The sequence below is a fragment of the Allorhizobium borbori genome (genome assembly GCF_014196535.1).
Taxonomy (GTDB): Bacteria; Pseudomonadota; Alphaproteobacteria; order Rhizobiales; family Rhizobiaceae; genus Ectorhizobium; species Ectorhizobium borbori.
In genome coordinates, this window is record NZ_JACIDU010000017.1 from 1 (window position 1) to 16,437 (window position 16,437).

The following is a 16,437-nucleotide window of genomic DNA, read 5'->3' on the forward strand; positions in this document are numbered from 1 at the left end:
GTCGCGGGCACGCCCCAACCACCCGACTGCCATTCCCGTCGCACATGGACCGAACCGCTCTTGGCGGTGCTACCGGAACGGCATCCGCTCGCCAAGCGGTCAGCCGTCACATGGCCCGATTTGGCAGGCGAGACGTTCCTTGTCCGGCATGGCGGCACTGGACCGCAGGTTCATAGCCATATCGTGCTACGCCATGCCGAGCGCTGGCCTGCGCCGTCGATCCTGCGCTTCGACGTGGGGCGTGGCACCCTTTTGTCTTTGGTCGGACAGGGCTTTGGCATCACCATCGTCGGCGCGGCCACGGCGCTGTTGCCGACAAACGGCATTGTCTTTTTGCCCTTCACCGACGAGCCGGAGCCGGTCGCCTTCTCGGCTGTCTGGTCGCCGTCCAATCGCAGCGCGGCGCTTCGCAACCTGCTCAGCCTCGCCAACGACATGGGCCGGAAGGTCTGCACGGACTACCGTTCGATACTACCACGGATAGCGAAGGCGTGAGCGACAAGTCCAACGGCACCGTACAATTATCCAGCAGCCAGTTCGCTGTGGTTGAAAAGAGCCATAAATGCACCCTTGTCCCGTGGCGGCCGGTCATCAACCGCCAGCTCAGCAGCGAGGTCTGCGCGGGCAGATAGGACCGGCGCTATAGGATCAATGCTCTATTCGACCTTCCTCTCAAAAGCGTTATCTGACCATCGTTGCGTAGCGAACCGAAGTGTTTGCGGAAGCACAGTCCGGGACTGTTACTGCCATCGCCGGAAAGCGACACTTGCATTAACACCGCCAAAGCCGAATCCGTTGGAAATGGCATGTTCCATGAGAATGGGCCGCGCAGATTGGCGAACGAGGTCGATACCAGCGGCAACAGGATCGGGGGTTTCTAAATTTCTCGTTGGGGGAGCAATTTGATCGCGCAAAGCGAGCACCGTGAAGATTGCCTCAATACCGCCTGCGGCACCAAGTAGGTGCCCCGTAGCCGATTTCGTGGCGCTTACGACCACATCATGATTGCCGAACACGGATTGTATCGCGGCAATTTCTCCTCGATCTCCTACGGGGGTGGAGGTGGAATGTGCGTTCAAATGTTGAATATCGATTGGTTTCAACCCAGCACTGTGGAGTGCAATTCCCATCGCACGGGCCGCGCCTCGGCCGTCATCTGGACCGGCAGTCATATGATGTGCATCGGCGCTTGTGCCGTATCCCACCAATTCCGCTATGGGCTTGGCACCCCGAGCGAGGGCATGTTCTAATTCCTCTATGACGATCAGACCCGCCCCTTCAGACATTACGAAACCATCGCGCCCGGTGTCGAACGGCCTCGACGCCAGTTCCGGGGTAGTATTGTAGCCGGTGGATAGTGCTCGCGCGGCAGCAAATGCCCCAAGACTAACCTTATCAATGCATGCTTCTGCCCCGCCGCACAGAGCGATGTCGGCCTCGTTAGAGCGTATCAGCCGCGCGGCGTCGCCGATGGCTTGAACGCTGGCAGCGCAGGCGGTTACAGGCGTGCCAATAGGACCTGTAAATCCATGCCTGATGGTAACATGTCCTGCCGCGAGATTGGCCAGAAACGATGGCACGGTAAAGGGTGATAGCCTCCGTGCTCCCCGTGTATCCGTTATACGAACTGCTGAAGCAATTGCAGGAAATCCGCCTATACCAGAGGCAATAATTGTCGCCGTGCGCTCACGTTCGTAGTCGCACGTAGGATGCCATCCCGCCGTTTCAAGAGCCTCCATCGCGGCCGCTAGTGCGAACAGAATGAAGCGATCCATTTTTCGTTGATCCTTTGTGTCAACGATCACATCGGGATCGAAACCGGCTTCGGAATCTTCAATCAGGCTGGGAACGAGTCCTCCGATTTTCACCGGCAGGTCGCTGGAGATTTCATCGGGCAAACTCCTAATTCCTGATTTTCCTTCCAAGAGCCTTTTCCAGCTTGTTTCGGTCCCGGAACCAAGAGGGCCCACCAGACCCATGCCGGTTATAACAATTCGACGCATTTGATTATTCCGCTTTTTCTGAGTTTACCCGCTTCACACGGTTTATGACGCGCATCGTTTCTTCCGTCGCCGCTGGGCCTGCTAGAAGAACCGTGTTTTCAGGAGTGATTTTTTCTCCAGTATCCGCATCGACTATGATGGCGTTTCGTTCCCTACCGGTTTCCCTGTCGCCAAGGCGCATGGCTATTTCATTGGGCGCAAGATTCCGGTTTCCCCATGCGAACAGGGCGATTGCTACCGGATAGAAATCTCGCCCCTTGTCGGTAAGGACGTATTCAAATCGAGGCGGATGATCATTGTATCGTTGCCTTTCAAACAACCCTTCGGCTGTGAGATGTTTCAATCGCCTCGCCAAAATGTTCGTGGAAATACCGAGATTCTTCTCGAATTCATCGAATTTGCTCAACCCTTGGAAGGCGTCCCGCAGGATCAGGATGCTCCACCAGTCACCGACGCTTTCCAGCGCTCGGGCTGCGGGACATTCGGATGATAGAAAGCTTGTTCGTTGCATGGCACATCCATAATGGCGTTACTTCCATTATGCAAGTTACCTATGTGACAGCGGCGACATGACGCGAGGGCTATCCGAGGCATCCATTGCGGCGATTCGCCCGACCAGTTGAGCAGCGGCGATCACCCGGCCGGATGGCGGTGAATGCAACCCGTCCTATTTGCCGCCGATAGTATCCGGCAGCCCTCTCGCATCCGCTTTCCTGTTGCCTGTCCCGATTTTGCCTACTCTCTGATCGGCTCCGTCTCTTTTGCCGACTGGAGCCTGCATTGCGCGGAGGCCGAATCCTTTGGGGTCAGATCGCCGTAGTCTTCACCATCGTCTTGGTGATGACGTGGGCGGCGACGCAATGGGTAGCGTTTCGTCTCGGCTTCCAGCCCCAGCTTGGCAATCCGTGGTTCGAGCTGGTTGGCCTGCCGGTCTATTATCCGCCGGCCTTCTTTTGGTGGTGGTTTTCGTTCGACGCCTACGCGCCCGCGATCTTCGTCGAGGGCGGCATCATCGCCGTATCGGGCGGTTTCCTCGCCATCGCCGCCGCCATCCTCATGTCGATCATCCGGGCACGGGAGGCGCGCAACGTCGCCACCTATGGTTCGGCGCGATGGGCAGAGGATAGGGAAATCCGCACCGCCGGCCTGCTCGGTCCCGATGGCGTCCTGCTCGGCCGATACAACCGGGACTACCTGCGCCATGATGGCCCGGAGCATGTCCTATGCTTCGCCCCGACGCGCAGCGGCAAAGGTGTCGGGCTGGTGGTGCCGACGCTGCTGACATGGTCCGCATCCGCCATCGTCCACGACATAAAAGGCGAAAACTGGACGCTGACAGCGGGCTTCCGCGCGAAGCATGGCCGCGTGCTGCTGTTCGATCCAACCAACGCCAGATCGTCGGCCTACAACCCGCTGCTGGAGGTCCGGCAAGGGGAATGGGAAGTCCGCGACGTGCAGAACATCGCGGATATTCTGGTCGATCCCGAAGGCAGCTTGGACAAAAGGAACCATTGGGAAAAGACCAGTCATTCGCTGCTGGTCGGCGCGATCCTGCATATCCTCTATGCGGAGAAGGACAAGACCTTGGCGGGCGTTGCCAACTTCCTGTCCGATCCGCGTCGCCCGGTCGAGGCGACCTTGCGCGCCATGATGGATACGCCGCATCTCGGCGAGGCTGGCGTTCATCCCGTCATCGCGTCGTCGGCCCGCGAGCTGCTGAACAAGAGCGAGAACGAGCGCAGCGGCGTCCTTTCCACAGCCATGTCATTTCTCGGCCTCTACCGCGATCCCGTGGTGGCGCAGGTGACGGCACGATGCGACTGGCGCATTGCCGATCTGGTCGGCAGCCGCCGGCCCGTCACGCTCTATCTGGTCGTGCCGCCGTCCGACATAAACCGCACCAAGCCGCTTATCCGCCTGATCCTCAACCAGATCGGCAGGCGGTTGACCGAGGAACTGACCACCTCCGGCAAGCGCCATCGCCTGCTGTTGATGCTGGACGAGTTTCCGGCGCTCGGCCGGCTCGACTTCTTTGAATCGGCGCTCGCCTTCATGGCGGGGTATGGAATCAAAGGCTTCCTGATCGCGCAGAGCCTCAACCAGATCGAGCGCGCCTATGGGCCGAACAACGCCATCCTCGACAACTGCCACGTCCGCGTCAGCTTCGCCACGAATGACGAGCGGACGGCCAAGCGGGTGAGCGACGCGCTTGGCACCGCGACCGAGTTGCGCGATTCCACCAACTACGCCGGCCATCGCCTTGCACCGTGGTTAGGTCACTTGATGGTTTCACGGCAGGAGACGGCTCGGCCGCTGCTCACGCCGGGCGAGATCATGCAGCTTCCGCCAACCGACGAAATCGTCATGGTCGCGGGCACGCCGCCGATCCGCGCAACCAAGGCCCGCTATTTCGAGGATGCGCGGTTTCAGGAACGCATCCTGACCCCGCCCGATCTGGTCGCCGCTCCGCTGGCGCCCAGCCCATCCGCCGATGACTGGTCCGGCCGCGTGGTCGCGGCGGGAAGCCGTTCCGCAACGGTCGCCGCAGATGCGACCGAGGGCGATCCGGCCAACGCCGGCATCCGCCGCGAGCCGGAATTGCCCGAGCATGAGGAAATCGTCACCCCGCCGCCATCCCCCGAACAGGAGTTCGACATTCTGGACGACGAGCCGGATGTTGACGCGGCCAAGGCCCGCACTATCCGCCAGCGCATGAGGATGGTGGCGCGGCAGGTGGCGATGAACCCCGATGATGGAATCGAGCTTTGAGGACACGCCTATGACCACACGCACCCGCCTGAATCTCTATTTCGACCCAGCGCTCATCCCGCAGATCGAGGCGATGGCGCTGCGCCGCTCGGCGGCGCTGCGCCGCAATGTCTCGAAATCCGCCATCGTGGAGGCGGCGGTCATGTCCTACCTGTCCGGCGATGCCGACGACCAGCTTGAAGCCGCCATGTCTCGCCGCTTGGATAAACTCGGCCGCCAGATCGACACGCTCGACCTAGATCTCGCCGTCCTCGGCGAGACGGTCGCGCAGTTCATCCATTTCTGGATGACCATCACGCCGCCGCTTTCAGGAGCCGCGCAATCTGCTGCCCGCGCGAAAGGTGCGGAACGGTTTGAAGGATTCATGCAGAATCTCGGCCGGCGTCTGGCGACGGGCGACAGGTTCTTGAAGGAGATTACGAGAGATGTTGGGCCTGAAGAAGGTCTTCCGGGGTTGAACAATCATCCAACGCAGGAGCGCTGATGAAGATTATTGCACCGACTATAGTCGCTATGCGCGGCGCTAGGTTCGCCTACTTCTCTCCGTCAACGCATCAATGTTATCTAGAGCTTCCGAATTGCTGAACTACCTCTCCGGTTATCCACGCGCTATCAGGCATCAGATCAAAGTGATTTCGCCCAGGGCGTTCGAGATACCGTGCTGATGGGAAATGTGCGACGGCGGCGGCTGTTGCATTCCGAAAAAAGCACTTTTCGCCTGCATAAAGTAAAACTGGCGCAGTGAACGACTCAGAAGCCGCACCCAAGGGCGGCCATTCAGCTTCAGCGGTGCGTAATGCATGAAGTGCGTTGGTGTTGACGCGAGCAAGACGGGTGGCCATGCCGTCCGGCACATCGAACATTTGCATCCAAACAGCAAGCCAAGCTTGTGCTCCACTGGAAAATGTTTCGGCAACCATATCTGTCGCCAAATCGACTTCAGAGTGAAGCTCGAACCCCCCAAGAATCAATCCTCGATAAGCCTCTGGATTTTGAACGGCGGCAGCGAGCGCTATTTTTGCGCCGAGCGAGTATCCCCAGACTAATGGATTTACTAGATCTAGGGTGTTGATTACCGTTTCAATGTCAGAAGCCATTTTGGGCAATGCGTAAGAGGACGAATTCGTGGGGCATGTGCTTAGCCCGTGCCCGCGAGGTTCGACACATACGACATGAAATTCCTTAGCCAATCCTGAGATGTAGCCAAGTTCTAACCAGTCCTCACAGGTCATGCTGATGCCAAAGATCAGGACAAGAGGCAGGTTCGTTTCATCACCAAACGTCTCATACCTCACGAGAACGTCGTCATTTTTAACATAGGGCATGACCATCAATAACGTGCGACAAGCCTGATCGCAACTTCGGTAGCAAAAAGGAGAGGTGGAAAGGCAGCAGAATCTCGGCCGGCGTCTGGCGACCGGCGACAGGTTCCTCAAAGAGCTGTCGCGCGACCTCGACTCACTTCCCGACGATCCGTTGCCGGACGAATCCGAGAGCAACGGCGATCAAGAATAAGTATTCGGACCCGTCCTATTTACCGCCGATGGCCGCCGATTGCCGCCGCCGCTTAGATACTTGTTGAACCGGCCCAATTCCGGGCTTTCTTAATCGACCCCGATCCGGGGACCGCCTGTTGCGCCCCGCCAGAAGCCGGGGCCGACATGACCACCAACCACCACAGACAGGAAGCGATCCAGCGCGGCGCGCGCATGTTGCGCACCGCGCTCGGCCCCGCCATTGCCCGGCTGCTCGAAGACCCGGCCGTGGTCGAGGTAATGTTGAACCCGGACGGTCGCCTTTGGGTGGACCGGCTGTCCGAAGGGCTTTCCGACACGGGCGAACGCCTGTCCGCCGCCGATGGCGAACGCATCGTGCGGCTGGTCGCGCATCATGTCGGCGCAGAGGTTCATGCCCGCAGCCCCCGCGTCTCGGCAGAGCTGCCCGAGAGCGGGGAACGGTTCGAGGGCCTTTTGCCGCCCGTGGTCGCCGCGCCGGCCTTCGCCATCCGTAAACCTGCCGTCGCGGTGTTCACGCTCGACGACTATGTGGCCGCCGGCATCATGTCTGCCGATCAGGCGGAAACGCTGCGCGAAGCCGTCGCAGCCCGCGCCAATATCTTGGTGGCGGGCGGCACTTCCACCGGCAAGACCACGCTCACCAATGCCCTTTTGGCGGAGGTCGCCAAGGGCGCGGATCGTGTCGTCATCATCGAAGACACCCGCGAGCTGCAATGTGCCGCGCCCAATCTGGTGGCGCTGCGCACCAAGGATGGCGTCGCCAGCCTGTCGGACCTTGTGCGGTCCTCGCTGCGCCTGCGCCCCGACCGCATCCCGATTGGGGAGGTGCGCGGATCGGAAGCCCTCGACCTGCTCAAAGCATGGGGCACGGGCCATCCCGGCGGGATCGGCACCATTCACGCCGGCACCGGCATCGGCGCGCTTCGTCGCCTTGAACAGCTCATCCAAGAGGCTGTCGTCACGGTCCCGCGTGCGCTGATCGCCGAGACTATCGACCTTGTTGCCGTCCTTTCCGGGCGCGGTTCCGCGCGCCGGCTGGCCGAGCTTGCCCGCGTCGAGGGGCTGGGGCCGGACGGCGACTACCGCATCACGCATCCCATCCCTTCGGCAATCCCCACCAGCACAGGAGAATCTTCATGATCCGCACCCTTACGCGCGGCTATCGCTTCGCCACGACCGCCGCATCTGCCCTTGCCATCAGCCTCATGCTTGCCCCGGCCGCCCATGCGTCCGGTTCGTCGATGCCATGGGAACAGCCCTTGCAGCAAATCCTCCAGTCCATCGAGGGGCCGGTCGCCAAGATCATCGCCGTCATCATCATCATCGTGACGGGCCTGACCCTCGCGTTCGGCGATACCAGCGGCGGCTTCCGTCGCCTGATCCAGATCGTTTTCGGCCTGTCCATCGCGTTCGCCGCATCGAGCTTCTTCCTGTCTTTCTTCTCGTTCGGCGGCGGGGCGCTCGTTTGATGGCGGGCGGCCTCGAACTGCTCGACGCGGTGCCGGGCTTCACGGTCCCGGTCCACCGGGCGCTGACCGAGCATATTTTGCTCGGCGGCGCACCGCGCTCCATCGCCATCATGAACGGAACGCTGGCCGGAGCCGTGGGCCTCGGTTTGCGCCTCTGGCTGGTCGGCATCGCCATTTGGGCAATCGGCCATTTCGCAGCCGTATGGGCGGCGAAGCGCGATCCCCAATTCGTCGAGGTCGGGCGTAGGCATCTGCGCGTCCCCGGCCATCTGGCGGTGTGAGGGCGCGGCCATGATGAACCTTTCCGAATATCGCCGCACCGCCGCCCGGCTCGCCGACTATTTGCCATGGGCCGCATTGCTCGGCTCCGGCGTCGTCTTGAACAAGGACGGCAGTTTTCAGAGGACCGCGAAGTTTCGCGGTCCCGATCTGGATTCCGCCGTCGCGGCCGAGCTGGTCGCCGTCGCCGGCCGCATCAATAACGCCGTGCGCCGCCTCGGCTCCGGCTGGAGCATCTTTGTTGAGGCGCAGCGCAGCGAGGCCGCGACCTATCCCGACAGCACCTTTCCCGATGCGGCATCGGCGCTGGTCGATGCCGAGCGCAAAGCCGGGTTCGAGGAAGCAGGCACGCATTTCGTGTCGGGCTATTTCCTGACCTTCCTCTGGCTGCCCCCGGCCGAGGAAGCCGCCCGCGCCGAAACATGGCTCTACGAGGGCCGCGAGAAAACCGGCGTGGACCCGTGGGAGCTGCTGCGCGGCTTCATCGACCGCACCGACCGCGTGTTGGCTTTGCTCGACGGCTTCATGCCCGAGTGCCGTTGGATGGATGATGGCGCGACGCTGACCTATCTCCACTCCACCATCTCGACCAACCGGCATCGCGTGCGCGTGCCCGAGGTGCCCATGCACCTCGATGCGCTGCTCGCCGACCAGCCCTTGACCGGCGGGCTGGAGCCGCGCCTTGGGACCAAGCATCTGCGCGTGCTGACCATCGTGGGATTCCCGACCGCGACGACGCCGGGCCTGCTCGACGAAATGAACCGCCTGCCGTTCCCCTACAGGTGGAGCACGCGCGCGATCCTGCTCGACAAGACCGACGCGACGCGGCTGCTGACCCGCATCCGCCGCCAATGGTTTGCGAAGCGCAAGAGCATCGCCGCGATCTTGAAAGAGGTGATGACCAACGAGGCGTCCGCGCTGGTGGACACCGACGCGGCCAACAAGGCGCTCGACGCCGACATGGCCTTGCAGGAACTCGGCGCGGACGTGGCGGGCATGGCCTATGTCACGGCCACCGTCACCGTATGGGATGCCGACCCGCGCCTAGCCGACGAGAAGCTGCGCCTGGTCGAGAAGATCGTTCAGGGGCGCGACTTCACCGCCATGCCCGAGAGCGTCAACGCGGTTGACGCATGGCTCGGCAGCCTGCCCGGACACGCCTACGCCAATGTCCGCCAGCCGCCCATCAGCACATTGAATCTCGCCCACATGATCCCGCTGTCGGCGGTGTGGGCGGGGCCGGAACGGGACGAGCATTTCGGTGCGCCCCCTCTGCTCTTTGGAAAGACCGAAGGCTCAACCCCGTTCCGGTTGTCTTTGCATGTCGGCGACGTAGGGCACACCCTTGTCGTCGGCCCCACGGGCGCGGGCAAGAGCGTGCTGCTCGCCCTTATGGCCTTGCAGTTCCGGCGCTACGCCGGATCGCAGGTCTTCGCCTTCGACTTCGGCGGCAGCATCCGCGCCGCCGCGCTCGCCATGGGCGGCGACTGGCACGACCTTGGTGGCGGGCTGACAGAAGGGGCCGAGGCGTCCGTCTCGCTCCAGCCGCTCGCCCGCATCCACGACACCTATGAACGCGCATGGGCGGCGGACTGGATCGCCGCCATCCTCATGCGGGAAGGCATCGCCATCACGCCCGAGGTCAAAGAGTATCTTTGGACGGCGCTGACTTCGCTGGCCTCGGCCCCGGTCGAGGAACGCACCATCACCGGCCTTGCGGTGCTGCTGCAATCCAACGATCTGAAACAGGCGCTCCGGCCGTTCTGCGTCGGCGGTGCCTATGGCCGGCTGCTCGACGCCGAAGCCGAACATCTCGGCTCGGCGGATGTGCAGGCGTTCGAGATCGAGGGCCTTGTCGGGACTGGAGCGGCCCCGGCCGTGCTGTCCTACCTGTTCCACCGCATCGGCGACCGGCTCGACGGGCGGCCGACGCTTCTCATCATAGATGAAGGCTGGCTTGCGCTGGACGACGAGGGTTTCGCCGGCCAGCTCCGCGAATGGCTGAAAACGCTCCGCAAAAAGAACGCCAGCGTCATCTTCGCCACGCAAAGCCTGTCCGACATTGACGGCAGCAACATCGCGCCCGCGATCATCGAGAGCTGCCCGACGCGGCTTCTGCTGCCGAACGAGCGCGCCATCGAGCCGCAGATTACCGAGATTTACCGGCGTTTCGGGTTGAATGACCGGCAGATCGAAATCCTCGCACGGGCCACGCCCAAGCGCGACTACTACTGCCAGTCGAGGCGCGGCAATCGCCTGTTCGAGCTTGGCCTGTCCGAAATCGGCCTCGCGCTCTGCGCCGCATCCGCCAAATCCGACCAGACGCTCATTGCACAGATCGTCGCCGAACACGGCCGCGACGGCTTCCTCGCCGCATGGCTACGCGCGCGCGGCGTCGAGTGGGCGGCCGAGCTGATCCCCAACCTCACCAATCTTGCCGACCGGCCGGAATCCGCCGCGCCGGCCCGGCTCGATACCCACCCCACACAGGAGATTCTTCCATGACCTATCCCAAGTTTGTCGGGGCTTCGGCCCTCGCGCTGGCGCTCGCAGTGCCCGTCGCGCTGTCGCCCATGCTGGCAAGCCCGGCCCATGCGCAATTCGGTTTCGGCCGGATCGTCTATGACCCGAGCAACTACGCGCAAAACCTGCTCACGGCAGCGCGCACGCTGGAGCAGATCAACAACCAGATCACCAGCCTCCAGAACGAGGCGCAGATGCTCATCAATCAGGCCCGCAATCTGGCGAGCCTGCCGTATTCGTCGCTCCAGCAGCTCCAGCAGAACGTGAGCCGGACGCAGCAGCTTCTTAGCCAAGCGCAGAACATCGCGTTCGAGGTCGGGCAGATCGACCAAGCGTTTCAACAGCAATACGGCAACGTCTCGCTTTCGACGACCGACGCCCAGCTTGTCGCCGATGCGCGCAGCCGGTGGGAGAACACGGTCGGCGGCTTGCAGGACGCAATGCGCGTGCAGGCGGGTGCGGTCGGCAACATCGACAGCAACCGCGCCGAGATGGCCGCGCTTGTCGGCCAGAGCCAAGGCGCGACCGGCGCGCTGCAAGCCACGCAGGCCGGCAACCAGCTTCTCGCGCTCCAGTCACAGCAGCTTTCCGATCTGATCGCGGTCATCTCGGCGAACGGCCGCGCCGACGCGCTGACCGAAGCCGAGCGCGCGACCGCCGCCGAACAGGGCCGCATCCAGCGCGAGCGTTTCCTGACGCCCGGCAGCGGCTATCAGCCGGGTAACGCGCAGATGTTCAACAACGGCAACAACTGACCGGGAGGCTCGCCATGGACGGCAAGATGCTGGTCCGGCTCGGGGCCGTGGTGTTCGTTGCGATTGCCTTGACAGTGACCGCAATCGACATGACGCGGAAGGACGAGCCTTCCGCGTCACGGCCGGCATCGGCCCTCCAGCCCCCGGCCGATCCCCTGCGCGAAACCCTGCGCCGTTGCCAGCAACTCGGCGAGGCGGCGGCGAGCGACACCGACTGCCTCGCCGCATGGGCTGAATCCCGCGACCGCTTCCTCGGCCGTGACCGCAGCGAGGCGCGCTGACCATGGGAAACACGGGCGTCATCGACAATTTCCTCGGCGTATTCACGCGCTACATCGACAGCGGGTTCGGGCTGTTGTCTGGCGAAGTCGCCTTCATCGCTACCACCCTGATCGTCATCGACGTGACGCTTGCCGCGCTCTTTTGGGCATGGGGCGCAGATGACGACATCATCGCTCGGCTGGTGAAGAAGACCCTTTTCGTGGGCGTCTTCGCCTACATCATCGGCAATTGGAACAACCTCGCCCGGATCGTCTTCGAGAGCTTCGCCGGCCTCGGTCTCATGGCGTCGGGCACCGGCTTTTCTGTCACCGGTCTGACGCGGCCGGGCCGCGTAGCGCAGACCGGCCTCGACGCCGGCCGCCCGCTGCTCGACTCCATTTCCGACCTGATGGGCTGGATCGCCTTCTTCGAGAACTTCATCCAGATCGCGTGCCTGCTGTTCGCATGGGCGCTCGTGGTGTTGGCCTTCTTCATCCTCGCCATCCAGCTTTTCGTGACCCTCATCGAGTTCAAGCTGACCACGCTTGCCGGCTTCGTCCTCATCCCCTTCGGCCTGTTCGGCAAGACCGCCTTCATGGCCGAGAAGGTCTTGGGCAACGTGGTGTCCTCCGGCATCAAGGTTCTGGTGCTCGCCGTCATCATCGGTATCGGCAGCACCTTGTTTTCGCAATTCACGGCCGGTTTCGGCGGGGCGACCCCGACCATCGACGACGCCATGGCGATTGTGCTGGCAGCTCTGTCGCTGCTCGGCCTCGGCATCTTCGGCCCCGGCATAGCAAACGGCATCGTTTCGGGCGGCCCGCAGCTCGGCGCGGGTGCTGCCGTGGGAACCGGGCTTGCGGTCGCAGGTGCAGGCGTCGCCGCTGGCGGCGGGGCCATGCTCGCCGCCAAAGGTGGTGCCGCTGCCCTGTCCGGCGGGGCCGCGGCCGTCCGCGGCGGCGCGGCCACCGCGGGCGCGGCGACCGCCGCCTATAGCGTCGGATCGCTTGGCCAGTCCGGCGCGGCAGGCGTCGCCTCCGGTCTCGGCGGCGTCGGCCGCGCAGCAGGTTCGGCCGCCATCTCACCCCTCAAACGCGCCGCCGCGCGGGCCAGCGAATCCGTCAAATCCAGCTTCTCCGAAGGTTCGAAGGCCGGATTCGGCGCAAGCGGCGGCAGCTCCACCATGGGAACGGTCGGCGGGAGCGATGCTGCGCCCGCATCGCCGGCACCATCCGCCGGTCCTCCGGCCTGGGCGCAGCGCATGCAGCGTTCGCAAGCCCTCAACCACGGCACGACCATGGCCGCCCATGCGGTGCGCTCCGGCGACAGCCACGGCTCCGGTTCCTCCATCAATCTTTCCGAAAGTGACCGCTCATGAGCATCTTCAAACGACCAGCAACTCAATACGGCAAGACGCCGGAACCCGAGACGCCTTATCAGCGCGCCGCGCAAGTGTGGGACGAGCGTATCGGCTCGGCCCGCGTGCAGGCGCGGAACTGGCGGCTCATGGCCTTCGGCTCGCTGATCCTCTCGGCCGGCTTCGCCTCTGCGCTGGTCTGGCAGTCCGCGCGTGGGACCGTGGTGCCTTGGGTCGTGCAGGTGGACAATCTCGGTCAGGCGCAGACCGTCGCGCCAGCCAATGCCGACTATCGCCCGACCGATCCGCAGATTGCTTTCCATCTCGGCCGCTTCATCGAACAGGTCCGCGCGATCCCGGCCGACGCGATCATCGTCCGCCAGAACTGGCTTCGCGCCTATGAATGGACCACGGATCGCGGCGCGGCGGCATTGAACGATTACGCCCGCGCCAATGACCCTTTCACCAAGGTCGGCCGCCAACAGGTCGCCGTCGAGGTGTCCAGCGTCATCCGGGCCTCGCCCAACAGCTTCCGCGTCGCGTGGACGGAAAGGCATTTCGAGAACGGCCAGCTTTCCACCACGGAACGATGGACGGCCATCCTCACTATCGTCATCCAGCCGCCGCGCGACGCCGAGCGCCTGCGCGCCAATCCGCTGGGAATCTACGTCAATGCAATTTCGTGGTCGCGGGAGATGAGCCAATGAAAACGTCAGCTTGCATCAATCACCTCGCTGATCTTTCCCTTGGAGATCATGAAGAACGAGGTGCCCGCTATCTCGATCTTCTGCCCAGCCTTCCAGCCGTTGGGCAGGTCGGCCTTGACCTTGGCGCGATAGCCGATGCGCACCGCTGCACGGTCCTCAATGGCGATGCAGTCGAGAATTGTCTGTTCTCTTTCCGCAAACAATTCAACACCCTGTTCCGCCAACGCGCGAAATGCCTCAATCCCATGCGTCTCGTTCGTCACTTCTCCGTTCGATCTGTTGATAAACCGAACGTCGCCCGACAGGCAGTCGAGCATCGCCTGAACATTCATCGTGTTGTAGGCGTCGATATACCGGGCAACAATCGTCGGGACAGTATCCATCCTGTCAGTTCCTCACTACTAATCCTAAAGCCGCTATCGTATGCTATTTTTGTGACGGTCGTGGCAATCGCTTTGACCGGCTGCGCCACCAATCGGATGCCGCAATTCAGCTATGACGCCAGCGTTCCGCCGCTGCCGACCGTGCAGGCGGCAGCAGTCGACAACACGCCCCGGCCGCTGCATGTGCCCCCGGCATGGACCGTGGCGCGGGGCGGTACGGCTGCCGGCACGCCGACCGGCCGCGTCGAGAACGCCAATGCAGCCGCCCGCGTCGAGCCGCGCCGCGAAGGCTACTACAACGCCATCCAGATATATCCGTGGTCGGAAGGCGCGCTCTATCAGGTCTATGCCGCAGTCGGGCAGATCACGACGATCGCGCTGGAGCCGGGCGAGAGCCTGACCGGCGCGGGGCCAATCGCGGCGGGCGACACCGCCCGCTGGATCATCGGCGACACGGAATCCGGTTCGGGCGCGAACCGCCGCGTCCATATCCTCGTGAAGCCGACGCGACCCGACATCGCCACCAACCTTGTCGTCACCACCGACCGGCGCACCTACATGATCGAGCTGCGCGCCCGGGAATCGCTCTACATGCCCGCCGTCGCCTGGGCCTATCCCGCGACGCCCGGCCAGCGCCGCACCGTTCCGACAGCCCCGATCATCCCCGCCGAGGCGGCGCGGAACTATCGCTACGCCTTGCAGGTGCAGGGCGATAGCCCGCCATGGCGGCCCGTCTCCGTCTTCGACGATGGCCGCCGCGTCTATGTCGTCTTCCCGGCCGGGATCGTGCAGGGCGAGATGCCGCCCATCTTCGTGCTTGGCGCGAACGGCGAGCCGCAGATCGTCAACAGCCGAGTCCACCAGAACGTCCTGATCGTGGACCGCCTGTTCGGCGCGGCCGAGCTGCGCCTTGGCTCTGGCAGCCGCCAGCAGGTCGTCAGGATCGTCCGCACCAACCCGACGCAGGCCGCCGACGCGCAGCCCGCCAGCGCGACCGGAGGCTCCCCGTCATGACCGACAACACCATCACCGAAACCGCAGCCCCCATGCGGCTGCGCGCCGAGCCGCCGCGCGTCACCCGCCTGTCCCGCAAGATGCTGGCGGGCGTCGGCGCGGTTGCGTTGCTCGGCATCGGCGGCGCACTCATCTATGCGCTCCAGACCCGCGACGGAGGGCCGGACGGCGGCGAACTCTACTCGACCGAGAACCGGCCCACGGCGGACGGCCTCGCCGGTCTGCCAAGCGACTATAGCGGGCCGGTGCTCGGCCCCGCGCTGCCCGGAGATTTGGGCCGTCCGATCCTCGACGCGCAGAACCGAGGGCAGCCCGTCGCACCGCCTACGATGGCGACGCCCGCCGTCGATCCCGCCGAGGAACGCCGCCGCGCCGAGGAAGAAGCCGCGCGCTTAAGCAATGTGTTCTTCCAGTCCGGCCCGCGCACGGGATCGCCGGCAGGGACGGCCATGCCCAGCCTTGCCGGTCTTGGCCTCGGCGGACAGCCCGCGACGCAGGACCGGCACGCGGCTTTCCTCAATGGACCCGTGGACCGGCAGACTGTCGCGCCGGATCGTGTCGCGCCGCCGGCATCGCCCTACATCCTTCAGGCCGGGGCCGTGATTCCGGCCGCGCTCATCACCGGCATCCGTTCGGACCTGCCGGGCCAGATCACGGCTCAAGTGACCGAGAACGTCTATGACAGCCCGACCGGGTCGCTGCTGCTGATCCCGCAGGGAACGCGCATCATCGGCCAATACGATGACGGCGTGACCTTCGGCCAGCGAAGGGTGCTCTTGGTGTGGAACCGCCTGATCCTGCCGGGCGGCCGTTCCATCGTCCTTGAGCGTCTGCCGGGTGCGGACGCTTCCGGTTACGCCGGGCTTGAGGATGGCGTGGATTACCACTGGTGGGATCTGATGAAGGCCGCAGGGCTGTCCACGCTGCTCGCAGTCGGCACGGAACTGGCGACCAGCGACGAGGACCGGCTTATCCGGGCCATCCGCGACGGGGCGCAGGATACCGTCAATCAGGCGGGGCAGCAGATCGTCCAGCGCCAGTTGCAGGTCGCACCGACGCTGACCATCCGGCCCGGCTTCCCGGTCAGGATCATCGTCACCCGCGACCTTGTATTCGAACCGGCAGGAGGTTGACCATGACCAAGCTGAAACTCGGCCCGCTGCCCGACGACAAGCCCGTGAAGATCACCGTGGAGCTGCCTGCGCCACTTCACCGCGATCTGGTCGCCTATGCCGAGGTGCTGGCCCGCGAGAGCGGCCAGCCCGCCGCCGATCCCGTCAGGCTCATCGTGCCGATGCTGGAGCGGTTCATCGCAACGGATCGCGGCTTCGCCAAGGCACGGCGAGCCGCCAACTGAGTCCCATCCCGGCAGGGGTGCCGCCAGCGCATAGGCGCAAATG

19 protein-coding genes and 1 pseudogene are annotated in these 16,437 nt (G+C 63.8%); 16 read left to right on the forward strand and 4 right to left on the reverse strand.

Annotation, left to right across the window (positions count from 1 at the left end; all coding sequences use genetic code 11):
* A partial coding sequence (locus GGQ66_RS23130; RefSeq protein WP_237358982.1) for a LysR family substrate-binding domain-containing protein occupies positions 1–495 on the forward strand: 495 nt, incomplete at its 5' end.
* Positions 432–617 (forward strand): annotated as a pseudogene (locus GGQ66_RS23135) (DUF3363 domain-containing protein); the annotation flags it as partial. The gene GGQ66_RS23130 and the pseudogene GGQ66_RS23135, both read left to right, overlap by 64 nt.
* A 123-nt stretch (positions 618–740) precedes the next feature.
* On the opposite strand, the gene fabF reads toward GGQ66_RS23135, so the two are convergent.
* Complete coding sequence (gene fabF / locus GGQ66_RS18015) at positions 741–2,003, reverse strand: beta-ketoacyl-ACP synthase II (protein ID WP_084639837.1); 1,263 nt, start codon at positions 2,001–2,003, stop codon at positions 741–743.
* A 4-nt stretch (positions 2,004–2,007) separates the two neighbouring features.
* Positions 2,008–2,514, reverse strand: a complete 507-nt coding sequence (locus GGQ66_RS18020) for a winged helix-turn-helix transcriptional regulator (protein ID WP_031623797.1) — start codon at positions 2,512–2,514, stop codon at positions 2,008–2,010.
* Between the two features lie 269 nt (positions 2,515–2,783).
* On the opposite strand from GGQ66_RS18020, the gene GGQ66_RS18025 reads away from it, so the two are divergent.
* Positions 2,784–4,772: a conjugal transfer protein TraG gene (locus tag GGQ66_RS18025; protein ID WP_183794216.1), complete on the forward strand. Its 1,989-nt coding sequence runs from the start codon at positions 2,784–2,786 to the stop codon at positions 4,770–4,772.
* A gap of 10 nt (positions 4,773–4,782) precedes the next feature.
* Positions 4,783–5,256 (forward strand): hypothetical protein, encoded by a 474-nt coding sequence (locus GGQ66_RS18030; RefSeq protein ID WP_029074263.1) that lies wholly within the window; start codon positions 4,783–4,785, stop codon positions 5,254–5,256.
* 76 nt (positions 5,257–5,332) lie between these two features.
* On the opposite strand, the gene GGQ66_RS18035 is transcribed toward GGQ66_RS18030, so the two are convergent.
* The gene (locus GGQ66_RS18035) at positions 5,333–6,103 is read right to left on the reverse strand and encodes an alpha/beta fold hydrolase (protein ID WP_031623917.1); all 771 of its coding nucleotides are present in this window, start codon (positions 6,101–6,103) and stop codon (positions 5,333–5,335) included.
* Between the two features lie 49 nt (positions 6,104–6,152).
* On the opposite strand from GGQ66_RS18035, the gene GGQ66_RS18040 reads away from it, so the two are divergent.
* The 9 genes from GGQ66_RS18040 (at position 6,153) to trbF (ending at position 13,640) form a co-directional block, all read left to right on the forward strand.
* Positions 6,153–6,287, forward strand: coding sequence for a hypothetical protein (locus GGQ66_RS18040; RefSeq protein WP_255302509.1), 135 nt, complete (start codon positions 6,153–6,155; stop codon positions 6,285–6,287).
* Positions 6,288–6,433: 146 nt separating this feature from the next.
* A complete protein-coding gene (gene trbB / locus GGQ66_RS18045; RefSeq protein WP_029074262.1) occupies positions 6,434–7,429 on the forward strand; it encodes a P-type conjugative transfer ATPase TrbB in 996 nt (331 codons plus the stop codon).
* The gene (locus GGQ66_RS18050; RefSeq protein WP_029074261.1) at positions 7,426–7,758 is read left to right on the forward strand and encodes a TrbC/VirB2 family type IV secretion system protein; all 333 of its coding nucleotides are present in this window, start codon (positions 7,426–7,428) and stop codon (positions 7,756–7,758) included. The genes trbB and GGQ66_RS18050 overlap by 4 nt, the downstream gene beginning before the upstream one ends.
* Positions 7,758–8,039: a VirB3 family type IV secretion system protein gene (locus tag GGQ66_RS18055; protein ID WP_029074260.1), complete on the forward strand. Its 282-nt coding sequence runs from the start codon at positions 7,758–7,760 to the stop codon at positions 8,037–8,039. The genes GGQ66_RS18050 and GGQ66_RS18055 overlap by 1 nt, the downstream gene beginning before the upstream one ends.
* A gap of 10 nt (positions 8,040–8,049) precedes the next feature.
* On the forward strand, positions 8,050–10,542 hold the full coding sequence (trbE, locus tag GGQ66_RS18060) for a conjugal transfer protein TrbE (protein ID WP_029074259.1): 2,493 nt from the start codon (positions 8,050–8,052) through the stop codon (positions 10,540–10,542).
* A complete protein-coding gene (trbJ, locus tag GGQ66_RS18065) occupies positions 10,539–11,315 on the forward strand; it encodes a P-type conjugative transfer protein TrbJ (protein ID WP_029074258.1) in 777 nt (258 codons plus the stop codon). The genes trbE and trbJ overlap by 4 nt, the downstream gene beginning before the upstream one ends.
* Before the next feature lie 14 nt (positions 11,316–11,329).
* On the forward strand, positions 11,330–11,596 hold the full coding sequence (gene trbK-alt / locus GGQ66_RS18070; protein ID WP_031623918.1) for a putative entry exclusion protein TrbK-alt: 267 nt from the start codon (positions 11,330–11,332) through the stop codon (positions 11,594–11,596).
* Between the two features lie 2 nt (positions 11,597–11,598).
* Positions 11,599–12,954 carry a P-type conjugative transfer protein TrbL gene (gene trbL / locus GGQ66_RS18075; protein WP_183794218.1) on the forward strand — a complete coding sequence of 452 codons (1,356 nt, stop codon included), beginning with the start codon at positions 11,599–11,601 and terminating at the stop codon, positions 12,952–12,954.
* Positions 12,951–13,640 (forward strand): conjugal transfer protein TrbF, encoded by a 690-nt coding sequence (gene trbF / locus GGQ66_RS18080; protein WP_183794220.1) that lies wholly within the window; start codon positions 12,951–12,953, stop codon positions 13,638–13,640. The genes trbL and trbF overlap by 4 nt, the downstream gene beginning before the upstream one ends.
* Positions 13,641–13,645: 5 nt before the next feature.
* Here the strand turns inward: trbF and GGQ66_RS18085 are convergent, their stop codons facing one another.
* Positions 13,646–14,023, reverse strand: coding sequence for a nuclear transport factor 2 family protein (locus GGQ66_RS18085; RefSeq protein WP_029074878.1), 378 nt, complete (start codon positions 14,021–14,023; stop codon positions 13,646–13,648).
* 96 nt (positions 14,024–14,119) lie between these two features.
* Between GGQ66_RS18085 and trbG the strand changes: the two genes are divergently transcribed.
* The 3 genes from trbG to GGQ66_RS18100 are packed head-to-tail and all read left to right on the forward strand — an operon-like array spanning position 14,120 to position 16,394.
* On the forward strand, positions 14,120–15,037 hold the full coding sequence (gene trbG, locus GGQ66_RS18090) for a P-type conjugative transfer protein TrbG (protein WP_200523655.1): 918 nt from the start codon (positions 14,120–14,122) through the stop codon (positions 15,035–15,037).
* A complete protein-coding gene (locus tag GGQ66_RS18095; RefSeq protein ID WP_031623920.1) occupies positions 15,034–16,170 on the forward strand; it encodes a TraB/TrbI/VirB10 family type IV secretion system protein in 1,137 nt (378 codons plus the stop codon). The genes trbG and GGQ66_RS18095 overlap by 4 nt, the downstream gene beginning before the upstream one ends.
* A gap of 2 nt (positions 16,171–16,172) precedes the next feature.
* Positions 16,173–16,394, forward strand: a complete 222-nt coding sequence (locus GGQ66_RS18100) for a DUF2274 domain-containing protein (RefSeq protein WP_029074252.1) — start codon at positions 16,173–16,175, stop codon at positions 16,392–16,394.
* The last annotated feature ends 43 nt before the right edge of the window (positions 16,395–16,437 follow it).